This window comes from Halobacteriovorax marinus SJ, from assembly GCF_000210915.2.
Lineage (GTDB): Bacteria > Bdellovibrionota > Bacteriovoracia > Bacteriovoracales > Bacteriovoracaceae > Halobacteriovorax > Halobacteriovorax marinus.
In genome coordinates this window covers 2,229,330-2,242,537 of record NC_016620.1, presented here as the reverse complement: position 1 = coordinate 2,242,537, position 13,208 = coordinate 2,229,330, and the positions used below count along the sequence as shown (strand labels likewise).

Genomic DNA, 13,208 nt, shown 5'->3' with positions numbered 1-13,208 from the left:
TTAGTTATTTTTAGAGCTATTATAATTCTCTAGAAATTCTTTTTTAAATTCAGTGAATCTATTTTCAAGAATGGCCTCTCTGGCCCTCTCTGCTAGAGATTTGTAGAAAGCAATATTGTGAGCAGTCGCTAGGATTGCTCCCAGAATTTCATTTGAGTCAAAGAGGTGCTTCACATACGATCTCGTGAAGTTCTTACAAGTATAGCAGTCACAATTTGGATCGATAGGGTAGAAGTCTCTTCTATAATTCTTATGTTTAATTCTAATTTTTCCACGATTCGTAAATAGAGTTCCCCCACGAGCGAACTTAGTCGGAATGATACAGTCACTCATATCAATTCCATTCTCCCAGATCATTAATAAGTCTTCTGGATTACCAACACCCATAACATATCTAGGCTTATCAACTGGCATTAATGGAGCAGTGTAAGTGACAATCTTCTCCATTAGCTCAGGCCCTTCACCTACAGAAACACCACCAATAGCGTAACCAGGTAGATCTCTTTTAATAAGTTCCTCGGCACACTCTGATCTATATTCGTCATAAGTAGATCCTTGGATGATTCCAAATAGTGCTTGCTTTGGATTAGTCCAAGAGCTGATACATCTATCTAACCATCTATGAGTTCTATCAATAGAGTCTTTAGTATATTTCTTCGATGCTGGGTATGGGATACACTCGTCGAAGGCCATCATTATATCTGAACCAAGGTTTTGTTGAATTTCAATACTTGTCTCTGGAGAGAGAAGTATAGATTTTCCTTTTTGGTCTCTAAATTCAGCACCTTCTTCTTTAATGGCCTTCTTTTGAAGTGAGAATACTTGAAACCCACCAGAGTCAGTTAAAATTGGTCTTGGCCAATTCATCCACTTGTGAAGCCCACCAGCCTTTTTAATAAGGTCTGAACCAGGGCTTAGGTGAAGGTGATATGTATTGGAGAGAATGATCTTAGTGTCCATGTCTTCAAGAACGCTTGGTTGTAAGGCCTTTACCGCACCATGGGTCCCGACAGGCATGAAGACTGGTGTTGGGATATCGCCATTTGGTGTTCTAATAACTCCGGCCCTGGCCTTTGAGTTCTTATCTACGTGGGTAAGTTCAAAACTGAAATATTCTTTGACTTGGTCCTGGATTCTGGACATTGATTTAACTCCTAAAATTGTAATTTTAGGTTTTATGTCAGAATTTTGGGGGAAATGCCACTTAATTCATCAAAACGTGAATGATTTCCATAGTATCGCTACTGATTTAGAGAGAAGAAGCCTAGGTTATCGCTCTCTAGGTTTTCTTGTAGTCTCTTTAATGACTGTCCTAGCTCAGAGAGCTTATTCAGCTCGCTAAATTCTAGAATCCCGTCAATATAATCAATTGTGCCTTGAATTTCTTTAGAAAAATCTGCAATGGCCTCTTTGCGATCAATTTTCTCATTCTCAGCTAGTGAGCTTAGGAAGTTTCTCGTAAATTCGAAATAGAATTCATAATTCTTGGCCAGCTCTTCTTCGCTAAGATCTTTTTTGGACTTAGAAATAGCAGAGAGTGATTCGATCGTTCTATCCCATGAAAGGGGAGATTCATTTTCAAAAGGTTCATATTGAAATGCATTTTGAAGAAAATGCTCAGCGATTTTTGAACTATATCTAAAGGCCTTCTTAGTGGTACTGAAAAGATAAGTTCTAGCATTTGTATCTTTGAAAATGATGAGTGACTTAACTCTTATAAGCTTTGGGCCTCTATTAGTGTGGGAGATAATGATTTTGTCTTTATTTTTAAATACGCCAATACTAGAGTTATCACTCACGCTAAGAGAGCTTAAAATTAATTGATTAATACCTAATATATCTTGAAGAAAAGGTCCGTGGGAAATGAAGATTTCCTGGAGCTTAAGTGGGTCTAGGTTAAGTGACTTTTTAATCAATTGATATAATTGCTCAAATCCTGAGACAGAGAGACTAGAGAGTTCTTCTTTACTTAAATCTTTTTTTAAGTCCGGATAGTGTATTCCTAAAATTGGATTGAGTTTCGTAAATTTCTTAATCTCAGAAAGCATAGATAACTCTTCCATTGGAGTTAATTGACCCCAGGACGATACATCTTTCTTTGAAGATAGCTTTAGACTAACATGGGCCTGATTCTTCTTTAACTTAATCACTGGAAAGAAGAGGGAATTATTAGATACCTTAGCTTCAAAGTTTAAGCCCATACCTAAGCTAGACCATTTCCTCTTTGTAAACTCCTCTTTCTTTGAGAATCTAGTTTCATTTTGAATTAGGATTTCTCTCTCTTGAAATCGCTCAAATTGTGGAATGAGTGGAGCGTATATTGGCAGAAGTGTTAAGAGAGGAAAGAGGATGATAAATCCAAAACTCTGCTTTAATCTTGATGGAGTATGAAGCCTTGATGCTGTTAAGAGTTCTTTAAGGGTTCTCTTTTTTACAATACATGGTAGATCAAAAATTAAAAATGGAGAGGTCATCAACGAGAGAATCGATCGAAGTACCCCTTTCGCGCGACTTGCAATGAGTCCACTGTCACTTCGAACTCCCATGAGAAGATAAGCGATATTCAGACCAAAGAGCAAGGTCGTTAAGATCTCTACAGCTATATAGGTCGCAAGAATATAGATGATTTCACTCGTTAAATAATTTGAGTAAGGAATTGGCTTAATCATCTTTTGGAGGTCACTTACATACTTAGAGAGTAATTGCTCCACTTCAAAGATTGGAAAAACCTGATCAACAATTGTAAAACTTAATGAAAGTAAAATAATGAAAGAGAAGAACCTAGTGAAGAAACCTGGTGCAGTAGGCGCTTTAGAATTCGATTTATTCTTGGCCACAATCTCTTTTCTTAGGTCTTTCTGTTTGAATTTAAAAATACCTGTTAACTTTTCAACGAGCGTTTTTTCTTTTCCATCATCTTCATAATCTTCATCGTCGTATTCATCTTCCTCATCATGGGAGAGTTCATCAATACTTTGAAATTGCAGAGGGGATAATTCCTCTTCACTCTCTTCTTCAAGAATTTCTTCTTCATCTAGTTCAGATAACTCCATGTCCTCTGACTCTGTCTCTTCTGGAATAAACTCGTTTAAATCTTGAGGCTCTGTCTCTATTACTGGATCAGTCTTATCTTCAAATAAATTCTTTAACTCTTCGGGAGTTTCCTCTTGGAGGTCTCCTTCTCGAATAAATATTTCAATGTCTCCAAGTTTGAGCTCATCGCCAATATTAAGAATATACATCTTTCCATGGATCAACTCTTGAGCACCTAGTAAGGTTTTATTCTTACCCCCAAGGTTGTGAATTGAAAGGACACCGTTATGAGTTCTAAAGCTAAGGTGAAGGGGAGAGAGATTATAATCTTCTACGCAGAGATCACTCTTTTCAGAGCTTCCAATGGATAACTTATCAACGACACTCACTCTGTGTGGAGACTGATCGGGGAAACGTATATCCAATTCATAGTTGATGTCTTTGCTCAAATTCTTTTACCTTATTTTTTATTATCTTTAATATTGTCCTAGTATCTCGCTTTTTTTTCAAGCTATTCTCTTTCTATTTAGATGTTTTTTATCAAAAAGTTGTAAACAAATTTTCCCTGTAGAATTAATAGTTTATTGTCTTGATAATAAAGTAAATTCTTACAACACAAGGGAGCTTGAAAAATGATTTCATGGAAGAAAACTGTCCTAGCAGGATGCTTAGGATTAATGACTGTTAATACTCTAGGGTACGATATTGTAGATAGAGCAAAGTTAATTGATGACAGATTTAAAACTCAAGAAATGCTTAGACCATACGGTCATGATTTCTATTTAAATATCAATGGGGCCATGACAGCTGATGCTATGGACCTTAAAGACGACGCAGATAAAATCGGTGATATTGATTCTGGTGATGTTTCTAATGACCTTGATCAGGCCAATCAAATTTTAGAAAAATATTATGATAAAGAACAAGTTCTAAGAGCAAAGATTGATTTTGGAATTCCAATTTTTTCATTCAATGCTTTTGGAGTAAATTTCGAACCAAACTTTAGATTTGGTGGTGGAGTTCTTGCTATTTTAACTCCAAGAAAAACTCAAAGCTCAATTGAAACTATCATTGATAATCTAGATCAAATTCCAGCAGACGTTAGAAGTCAGCTAAAGACTTGTTTAAATGCTCTAGGACCAGCTGATGATGGAAAAGACTTACTTGTAGAGTGTGTTAGCAATGGTTCTATTACTCAAGCTCAAGCTGATTATGTAAAAGAAACATATAATGTTGATAAAATTCCATACGAGTCATCAATTGCAACTACGACGACAACGACACCAAGTGTAGATGTTTATGCAAAAGTTGAAGCAAAAGCGGGACTATGGTTTGACTATACAAAAGGTGAGCACTTCTTTGGAACATTTGGTCTCTACGGTTTAGGTAGATTAGATATTAAGAAGAGTGTTGATGGTGTTCTTCTCCTAGGGGGAGGTGGTAATATTGATACTGCTGAGAATACTTTAATCAATGCGGCCATTGACTATAGATTTGGATATAAGAATTCAAATTACTCTGCTTTTGCAGCAGTTGAAGAGCTGAAGCTAGCGGAAATTTCTTCAGAAGATGAAGGGACACCTTCATTTGGAAATAGCGCTCTTATTAGATTACATGGACAAGCTGATTATAAATTAAGTTTCTTTAAGCTTTCTCCTTTTGCAGGTACGCATATGAGAAGTGGTTATAATCTAGGTGATGGACTTTACTTAGGTGCTGACTGGGGAATGCATACTTGGGAAGAGAGAATTGCCCTTACTTTTAGAACTCAGCTAGATAAAGAGCACTTCACTCTTGGTGCTGCGGCCAAGCTTTGGCTTCTACAACTTGACCTTCAAGGGAAGTTTGCAGTTAAAGATAGTGTCGATGACATCAAAGTATCTAACTACTATTCTGCTAATTTTAGATTATTCTTCTAATAATTCTATACACGGCCCTCTTCTAAAGAGGGCCATTAGAAGATCTTTCTCTTAACCTCTTAATTTCATTAATATTTTTTTCTGTGTAATTAATTTAAAGGTGATGACTTTAAGCTCGCAGTTTGTTAGATATCCAATACTTATATTTAGTTGAAGGAAAGTTAATGGCAAAGTTTGAAGATTTGTTATCCAATAGTGATTTATTAAAATATATCCAAGACCAGGGCTTTAGTGCCCCAACTCCTGTTCAGCAAAAAGGGATACCTCTTCTCTTAAAGAGAGAGTCTCTTTCGCTACTAGGAAAGACTGGAACTGGTAAGACTCTCTCTTACGCGCTTCCTCTTGTGGAGTGTTTAAAAGAAGATGAGAGCAATAATGTACAAGTTCAGGTAGGCTCACCAAGAGCTCTCGTTATCCTCCCGACTAAGGAGCTAACTTCTCAGGTCTTTCAAGTTTTTAAGGGGATCTCGCATTTCGCAAAACTTAGAGTAAGACAATTACTTGGTGGAGAGAAGGGACAAAAGAGTAAGGAGCTGAGCTCATCGTCTATAGACATTCTTGTTACTGGTCCTGGACGTCTTGTTCAAATGGTAGAGAAGAAAGAGCTAAACCTTCTAGATGTAAAATATCTTATTCTCGATGAAGCCGATACTCTCTTAGATATGGGCTTCTTTAAAGATATCCAAAAAATGTGGGGCTTCTGCGAGTGGGATGGATGCTCTGTTGGACTTATTTCAGCGACAATGCCAAATGACTTTGACCGCTTTAAAGAAGAGGTCTTTAAGAAAGTAGACTTTAAAGAATTAGAAGTTGGTGGACATGCAATTAAGCAAGAGATCGAAACTTTTAATATAGACCTCGGACAAAAAGAAAAGAATAAAATGCTTGAGCTATTTATAGACAAGCAAGCAAATGGTAGCGGAATGATTTTCTGTAATAGAAAAGAGACGACTACTGAAGTTTATGAATATTTAAAGAAGAGTTATCCAAGTAAGAGATTCTTTGTTCTAAATGGAGAGATGGAAGCGAAAGAGAGAAATGCTTCTATGAAGAAGTTTCGCGATAAGGGCGGAATCATGGTTTGCACGGATATCGCTGCCCGTGGGATTGATATCCCTTCGCTCAATTGGGTTCTCAATTATGATCTACCTTTTGAAGCGGTATTCTATATTCACAGAAGTGGTCGTGTTGGTAGAGGTGGCAGAAAGGGAAGTGTATATAACTTCGTAACTTCGAGAGATCTCAATTTAATTGCTAGAATCAATAAGTCGATTAAAGAGCAATCACTTCTTAAGTTAACAACGATTAACACGAAGATGCAGAGAGACTTAACAAAGAAGAAGGCGACAAGAGCGAGTGCGGCTAAGGTGCCAGTTAAAAAAGTCACTAAGAAGAGACCACAGGTAGGGAGAAAGAATTCTCCTCGCTATAAAAAAAGTAAGTAATAACTCATTTCTAAGTTTTGCCATCTTGGTATATAATCAATGTATGGCAAAACTAATTTTTCCAATTCTATTTCTCACTCTCTTATCGTGCTCTAAAGAAGAGCGCTACTCCGCTAGTCAAATGTGGAAAATGGCCCAGGCTAAAGAGCCTAATATTGAGTTAGTTATTATTAAAGATCCCGCTAGAAGAATTCTCTGTGAGAATTACCATGTGGATGGATGTATAAAAGGTAGTGGTAAGAGAATTAAGGTCAGACTTGTTGAGTTAATTGCAATTGAATTTGAAAGCGAAAAGCAAGCAAGGCAAGCAGCGAAGACTTATAATCAATACTACGCTAGAAATTGGTTCTTTGATGATGTCAGTGGCGAGCCTGTTTTAGAAGATTTTGTTAAAGATGTCTTTAAGGCCAGTAACCCCAATCTCTTAAAATAGAAAAGTTAAAAATCTCTTTTCAAACTCGCTTACCTTCTTTCTCCATAGTTTAATAAAGTCTCTATTGGAATCATCTTCGTATTGATCTAGTGTCTCATTAAATAACTTTACCCACCTAAGGACTTCTCCTTTGTTAGGGTTAAGAGATTTATGGATATTAATTAAATCAAATCTCTGATCTTCTTTAGTGAGTCTCTCTCCTATAAGTTGAACCCTCCAAAATTTTTCTATCCTTGGAAGATGATTCTTAAATGCTTCAATAGGGGGAGAGAGTGGGTCAGAACTTTTAAACTCTTGGATCTTCCTAAATTGATAACCAATGAGAAAGTCCTTAGTGGCCACTTCGTAGAATGAATAAGTTATCTCATGAATTAGTTGAGCGTTTTTGTCGGTCATGTTCTATATCTTATTAGTATCATTCGAAATACTTATTAACTTTAAAACAGTGTAAAGTAGTCCGTTTTATTTCCGATAAATTATATACAGTAAATATCGGAGTGAGAAAAATGAAGACTAAACTTCTTTTAACAATACTAGCACTATTTTGTATAGATTTCACTTTTGCACAGACAATTGAAGTGAAGTCTCTTAATCAAGGTAGTTGCTGGATACAAGAGAGTAGTGATCATGTGAAAATGGCCTCTTTTTCTCAGGGAATTAGTGTTGAACTCAACGATATTACTCTTGGAAAAATTCACGAATTAGGACTTCCTACAAGCTTTCAGGAAAATTTAAAGGCCATGGCCTTCTGTAGTGGTCATGGACTAAGTCTAGTGATGAATGCAAAAGAGGGAGCTCTACGCTATTGTGTCTGGCTCAAGGTTGAAAAAGATAATTTTATAGTTCAATCAGTGGGATTAACTGACTCTCAAACCAAGTGCGATGGTTATAAAGCTGGTGTGATCTTATTATCACTAGGTAGCGAAGGTGTTGATAAAGATAAGTTTATTGAAGAGCTCGAACAAAGATCACATAATATAGAATTTAAAAGCTACGAAGTCATTACTGACGGTATGGTTCAAATAAATTTGAATGAAAGTGACTTTGGGAGAGAAGAAGAGCTGGCACAGAAATTCAATGCCCTTGCGCCTGTTAAGTACGCAGAGAGATCTTACTTCTACCATCCAATTGGAGAATGGAGCGACCTAGATGTGCTAGGCCGCGAATAAGTTCTTACTTCGAAGAAAGCTCAGAAAGAGTTTTTCCAAGTGACTTAGACTTTCTCTGAATGAAGTTATTCTTCTCAGAGAACTCGGCTTCTTCCTTACATCCAATGCAAAGTTCAGCAGTCGTTCTTGCCATTAATCTTTCAAAATTAATTTCATCGTCACATTCTTGGCATAAACCATAAGTTCCCTCTTCAATTTTTGTGAGGGCCTTATTAATTTTCTTTAGATAAAAGATATCGCGATTTCTAAATCTGATTTCTTGTGAGGTTTGTACATTTACTGAAGCTTCATCAACCGGATCACTGAGTTCGTTCTTATCTAAACAATAGTTCTCGCTGTTTTGAGATTTGTTGTAGATTCTTTCTTTTTCTGCGAGAAGCGTATCTTTTAGTTTTTCGATTTGCTTGTCGCTGAGGTAACTGTTTTCACGTTTCATGAGTTTCCTCTCCTGTGTAAATAAGTGTGTGTGTGTTGTTGATCAGTTGTATCCTAAGAAATACTCGATTAAAAGGGATCTCATATCTCAAATTCTTACATTTGCTGATCTTAATTTTATTTAGAAGTAATCTACTGATGACTAGCCGCACTCGTAAAATCTAATAATCTTACAAAAGTTGACAAGTGAACGAGGTTTTAGCTACTTGACGCAAGACTTTGGAAATTGGGCTTCGCAAAAAGGGCAGAAATGCCAGAATTGGAGGTCTAGCTCGGCCTTACAACTGTCACAATTTATAATGAACTCGAGGTCTTCAAAAAGCTCACTGCCGGCAGCAAAGATATCTTTTTTCATGGCCCTGATAGTTGTGGGGTGAGCTTTATAGCCACCGGGAATAAGTGGGTCATTTAAAAACTTTCCAGGGCTCACACTCTTATCAGGTCTTATTTGTACTTGATAGGCCGTAGGGTCATCAATAAAATGCTTTTTACCAACGGCGTTGGTTACAGACATTAATCTTTCATAGGCTGCATTGGCATCTGATTGACTTGAACTCATTTGCGCGGACTCCATCTCTTTTCTAACATTTCTATAATCTGCTTCGAGGCCTTCTTGTGCTTATCGAATAAGCTCATTATTCCAGGCTTCGCTTTAATTATATCATCTTTTAGAAAAATTGCTTGGCTTCCAAGTTGTTCAACTGTTCGTAGTGTCCACTCTAAAACCTCTGGGCTTTGATGATGGAGAAGCTCTTTAAAAATATTTAATAACTCAAAGGGGGTGCGCTCTCCCTTTTTCTGGTGATAAGCAATGATGTGTTTACTGGCAGCACTTAAATTGTAGATGAGAATTTCATCATCTTTAATCGAGAAAGTTTTAAAAATATTTTCACTAAAGATATTGGAGTAATTTTGAGTATTATCTAGAATACAAAAGATCTTGTGCAGATCTTTGTAGTTTTTAGTCTCTAGGAGTTTTGACCACTCTTCATTGATAGCGTGAAATTCATCTTCACTATACTTAAGAAGCGGTCTTTCATTTTTTTTGAGTTTCTCTATAACTTGTTCAAATTCTTTATTTATATCCATTGCTTAAAAGTAACATGAATTACTTGGCCTTAAAACTCATAAACTAGGCAGTCGATAAACAAATCACTGTTCTTGAAGCCCTGTAATTTAAGTACTTTAGCAAAGGGATAAAATTTCTATCTCAATATAATTAAATGAGTGAAGTATAATTGATGGTAGTGGAGAGAAGATTGAAATATTTAATAAGTAGTGTAACCATTTTTTTATTCTCTAGCTCTGTTCTTGGAGCTTTTCCTTTTAATGAGTGTCGCAAGTATGGTGATTACTTAAAAGGAAAGTTTGAAGATATAGAAAGTGCTTCGAAGAGAAGAGATGTTAGCCATGAAATTGAAAGTTTAAGAAAGACTGCTCGCCACTTTTGTAAGCAAGAGTTAAGCGATGAGCTGGAAAAGAGCTTTATACCTCTTAAAAAGAGGGGACTTGAAAATCATCTAGAACTTATGGAGAGCGAGGCCAAGCGCGTGAGTGAGTTTAGAGCTCCTATTTGGGAGAGAGATGAAATTGAGAGAGTGAGAAAAGAGCTTGGAGTAGAAAGTCCAATTGCTTCTAAGGAACTCAATAGGTTAATTTCTTTAGGTAGAGCAAACTCAATTAGTAAGAAGTTTGAATGTACGGAAATTGATAATAGAAAACCTCCTTTGGTAGAAGTGAGAAATGGAAAAATCATTGATAGACCAAGAAACCAAGATTCAATTGGTTGGTGTTACGCTTTTGCAGCGGCTGATCTCATTAGTCATAAGCTTGGTAAGAAAGTTTCCGCTATAGATATTGCTAATAATTATAATAATGGTTCTTTTAAAGATATTTTTGGATTTAATGAGACGAGTATGGAGGGAGGCTTTACTTCCAGTGCCGCCAATGAAGCTCTAGAGAAGGGGCTATGTCTTGAGTCCCAGCTACCAAGTGATGATTACAGCTTTTCTACTGATTCAAATCTAATGAAAGAGTATCAAAGAATGGAAAAGCTCTATGAGAACTTTAGAAATAGAACCACTGAAGCAGGTCTCGTTTTTGGGCGAAATCAACTTACGGGACTACAATACCGTAATGCTGTTGAATCTTTTGAAAGAGATTTAGAGTGTAACCGCCTAGAGGGTGAGTTTAACGTTCTCTTTCCAACTCTCTCTGTTGGAGACTTTGTGAAAGTCCTAGAAGAATCATCATCGGCCAATGATTTAATTGATAATTCAGTGGCCAAGAGTTGTAAGAAAAGAATCGCAAATAATCTCAATTTAAAATTTGAAGAAGATAGCTTGCTTACATCCTCTAGTACAATGGTTGAGACGATTAATAAGAAATTAGAGGGGGGAGATATTATAGGAGTCAATTATAAGGCCTCTACTTTAAGTAACCTGCTAGATCATGATAATGATTCTCGCCATGCGAGTATTATTGTTGCAAGAAAGTTCAATGAGCAAACAGGCTCTTGCGAATACTTAATTAGAAATAGTTGGGGAAATACGAGGGCTTCTTCTTATGATTCCAGAACCAGAAGTGGTGGAGGGAATCACTGGATGCCAGAAGAGTACTTAAGAGAGTCGATGCACGGAGTGAGCTATGTTAAATAAGTTATTTTTTCTTTCCTTAATTCTTATCTCATCTAGTTTTGCAGAGGAAGTCTGCAAAGATGGACAGATAAAATATACCGAGCACCAAAAAGAAGTTATAAAGAATGTAAAAATCTGCAAAGACTCTGAGGGAAGTATCTATTCTACTAATTGCTCTAAGCTTAAGTGCAACTTCTTAAAAGAGCCCTTCAAAAGACCTTTAGATTTTAGAAAGTATGCTGGAACAATGGGTTCACCAGGTTTTAAGGCCTGTAGAGAATTAAAAGGTTCCCCTCAAATCATTAAGTATAAATTTAACGGTGAAAAGTATTGGCTTGATGATGCTAGATGTATTGTCGATAAAAAGACATTTGTCTCCAACGCCATCATCTTAGAAGTTTGGAAGAGTTATATCCTAGATTAGTCTAGGACTTCCCAAGTGTGATCGGCCAGTAGTTCAACACTGGCTACCCAAGATTTATAAGGCATATTTGATCCCCATTCATCGGGGCCAATAATGGAGAGTAGATGCTCTTCATTTTCTTTTTGATAAAGGTGGTAGGTCTCACCAATCATTGGTTCAAAAGAGATATGGGCGCCGTAAATAAGCTCACTAACTTCAACTCTCTTCTTTAGCTTTGCTGCCTGCTCAATTAAAGGTTGCATCTGCTCCATCAATTGATCCATTTGCTTTGCTGTCTGCTGATGCATGGCCCTTAGGGCCTTACTCTTTATTTTGCCTTCGTCTTCTGGATTTATGAGCGCGCTACTGGCGTTCGTTGCATAGGCGACTAGACCTGGAAGATCACTTGCATTGAGCTTTAGTCTATTTCTATCAATAGAATTAATATCAATTTCTCTGCCTAATTTATCTTTATTATCCTTCATAGCTTCTAAATATATCAAAAGTTTAGACTTTTATCAGCAAGAGCCTTGCTAGTGTTAAAAAAGCTGTGTAAAGACTACAGACTCTGACCTTTTAAGTGCTGATTCTATGGTATAAGTGAGGGCTAGAGGAAGGTTAAGCATTTGAAATCGTTTTTAATAAATTCTATTTATCCAGCGACTGAAGGCGAGGGAGTTCATATTGGAACACCACAGATCTTTGTGCGCTTTCAGGGATGTGCAATTGGTTGTCTCAATTGTGACTCTAAAGATACATGGGACTTTACAGGGCGAAATTGGACTCTAGATGAAGTACTAGGTGCTATTGAAGATGCTGGCGGTGAGAGAATTAAGCGCGTCTCTATTACTGGTGGTGACCCTCTTCACCCTTCTCATACAGAACAAGTTTCTCTCTTAGTTTCGACACTAAAAGAGAGAGGGTATTTTATAAATATCGAAGCGGCCGGTACAAGAGTTGTCGATGAGATCTTTAATAAAATAGATTTTATTAGTTTTGACTTTAAAACTCCATCAACTGGTGTGAAGACAAGAGTTCAGAACCTAAATAAGTTAATTCAAAATTATCCAAATAAATTTCAAATTAAAGCTGTTGTTGAAACTAGAGAGGACTTTGAGGCCACTTTAGATATTTACAACGAACTCTTATCAATGAATGAGAGTTTATCTTTTCCGTGGTGCTTAACACCGTCATATAACTTGAATGAAGAATTTCCTCTAGAGAGATTTAGAAATGTTATTAAATGGAACGAAGAGGGTGGCTCAATTTTTAGAGTTATCGGACAACAGCATAAGTGGCTCTATGGACCAGATGAGAAACAAGTTTAGGCCGCTAAGCTCGTCTCATCATTACTCTTAGCTTCAATCATTTCCGTTCCGTATTTTTGTAAAGTGTGAATATCTACTAGAGCGTAGTTAGACTCTTCTGCCAATTGCTTTTCTTCATTGGTAAAAGTATTACAGATAACAACCAATTTTGAATCAGCAGGAACTTTCTTAAGTGCAATTTTAATTATCGATTTTACTTTTGATAGGTTGGGGGCACAGTAGACGAGATACTTTTTATCGTTTCTCTTAGCGCTGAAGTGCCATAGGTTTGCTTTATTCTTTGAAATAATCACATCGTGATCAAACATTTTAAAAGTCGTTGTACATGTTGTGATATATTTATCAATTTGCTTCTTTGTAGACACCTTAATCCCCAAGGTAAAATTCATTGCTTATTCCTTATCGGA

Annotated in this window: 15 protein-coding genes; 7 read left to right on the top strand and 8 right to left on the bottom strand. The window is 36.7% G+C overall.

What is annotated here, in order from left to right:
• Window positions 1-1,143 (bottom strand): tRNA guanosine(34) transglycosylase Tgt, encoded by a 1,143-nt coding sequence (gene tgt / locus BMS_RS10520; RefSeq protein ID WP_014244798.1) that lies wholly within the window; start codon window positions 1,141-1,143, stop codon window positions 1-3.
• A gap of 98 nt (window positions 1,144-1,241) precedes the next feature.
• Window positions 1,242-3,482, bottom strand: coding sequence for an FHA domain-containing protein (locus BMS_RS10515; protein WP_014244797.1), 2,241 nt, complete (start codon window positions 3,480-3,482; stop codon window positions 1,242-1,244).
• A gap of 183 nt (window positions 3,483-3,665) precedes the next feature.
• Here BMS_RS10515 and BMS_RS10510 point away from each other — a divergent pair, with 183 nt between their 5' ends.
• From BMS_RS10510 to BMS_RS10500, 3 genes are all read left to right on the top strand, one after another.
• Window positions 3,666-4,952 (top strand): hypothetical protein, encoded by a 1,287-nt coding sequence (locus BMS_RS10510; protein WP_014244796.1) that lies wholly within the window; start codon window positions 3,666-3,668, stop codon window positions 4,950-4,952.
• 164 nt (window positions 4,953-5,116) lie between these two features.
• The gene (locus BMS_RS10505) at window positions 5,117-6,397 is read left to right on the top strand and encodes a DEAD/DEAH box helicase (protein ID WP_044557517.1); all 1,281 of its coding nucleotides are present in this window, start codon (window positions 5,117-5,119) and stop codon (window positions 6,395-6,397) included.
• A 43-nt stretch (window positions 6,398-6,440) separates the two neighbouring features.
• A complete protein-coding gene (locus BMS_RS10500; protein WP_044557516.1) occupies window positions 6,441-6,830 on the top strand; it encodes a hypothetical protein in 390 nt (129 codons plus the stop codon).
• On the opposite strand, the gene BMS_RS10495 is transcribed toward BMS_RS10500, so the two are convergent.
• On the bottom strand, window positions 6,822-7,226 hold the full coding sequence (locus tag BMS_RS10495) for a globin family protein (protein ID WP_014244793.1): 405 nt from the start codon (window positions 7,224-7,226) through the stop codon (window positions 6,822-6,824). The two genes, BMS_RS10500 and BMS_RS10495, sit on opposite strands and share 9 nt — an antisense overlap.
• Window positions 7,227-7,336: 110 nt before the next feature.
• On the opposite strand from BMS_RS10495, the gene BMS_RS10490 reads away from it, so the two are divergent.
• The gene (locus tag BMS_RS10490; RefSeq protein WP_044557515.1) at window positions 7,337-7,999 is read left to right on the top strand and encodes a hypothetical protein; all 663 of its coding nucleotides are present in this window, start codon (window positions 7,337-7,339) and stop codon (window positions 7,997-7,999) included.
• A 4-nt stretch (window positions 8,000-8,003) separates the two neighbouring features.
• Here BMS_RS10490 and BMS_RS10485 read toward each other — a convergent pair whose 3' ends face one another.
• The 3 genes from BMS_RS10485 to BMS_RS10475 form a co-directional block, all read right to left on the bottom strand.
• Window positions 8,004-8,435 carry a TraR/DksA family transcriptional regulator gene (locus BMS_RS10485; protein ID WP_014244791.1) on the bottom strand — a complete coding sequence of 144 codons (432 nt, stop codon included), beginning with the start codon at window positions 8,433-8,435 and terminating at the stop codon, window positions 8,004-8,006.
• 201 nt (window positions 8,436-8,636) lie between these two features.
• A complete protein-coding gene (locus BMS_RS10480) occupies window positions 8,637-8,993 on the bottom strand; it encodes a hypothetical protein (protein WP_044557514.1) in 357 nt (118 codons plus the stop codon).
• Window positions 8,990-9,523, bottom strand: a complete 534-nt coding sequence (locus tag BMS_RS10475) for a hypothetical protein (RefSeq protein ID WP_014244789.1) — start codon at window positions 9,521-9,523, stop codon at window positions 8,990-8,992. The genes BMS_RS10480 and BMS_RS10475 overlap by 4 nt, the downstream gene beginning before the upstream one ends.
• 170 nt (window positions 9,524-9,693) lie before the next feature.
• On the opposite strand from BMS_RS10475, the gene BMS_RS10470 reads away from it, so the two are divergent.
• Window positions 9,694-11,091: a C1 family peptidase gene (locus BMS_RS10470; RefSeq protein ID WP_044557513.1), complete on the top strand. Its 1,398-nt coding sequence runs from the start codon at window positions 9,694-9,696 to the stop codon at window positions 11,089-11,091.
• The gene (locus BMS_RS10465; RefSeq protein WP_014244787.1) at window positions 11,081-11,494 is read left to right on the top strand and encodes a hypothetical protein; all 414 of its coding nucleotides are present in this window, start codon (window positions 11,081-11,083) and stop codon (window positions 11,492-11,494) included. The genes BMS_RS10470 and BMS_RS10465 overlap by 11 nt, the downstream gene beginning before the upstream one ends.
• Here the strand turns inward: BMS_RS10465 and BMS_RS10460 are convergent.
• The gene (locus BMS_RS10460; protein ID WP_044557512.1) at window positions 11,491-11,958 is read right to left on the bottom strand and encodes a DUF2452 domain-containing protein; all 468 of its coding nucleotides are present in this window, start codon (window positions 11,956-11,958) and stop codon (window positions 11,491-11,493) included. The genes BMS_RS10465 and BMS_RS10460 overlap by 4 nt on opposite strands.
• A gap of 141 nt (window positions 11,959-12,099) precedes the next feature.
• On the opposite strand from BMS_RS10460, the gene BMS_RS10455 reads away from it, so the two are divergent.
• Window positions 12,100-12,801, top strand: coding sequence for a 7-carboxy-7-deazaguanine synthase QueE (locus tag BMS_RS10455; protein WP_014244785.1), 702 nt, complete (start codon window positions 12,100-12,102; stop codon window positions 12,799-12,801).
• Here the strand turns inward: BMS_RS10455 and BMS_RS10450 are convergent.
• On the bottom strand, window positions 12,798-13,166 hold the full coding sequence (locus BMS_RS10450; protein WP_157868275.1) for a restriction endonuclease: 369 nt from the start codon (window positions 13,164-13,166) through the stop codon (window positions 12,798-12,800). The genes BMS_RS10455 and BMS_RS10450 overlap by 4 nt on opposite strands.
• Window positions 13,167-13,208: the final 42 nt, after the last annotated feature.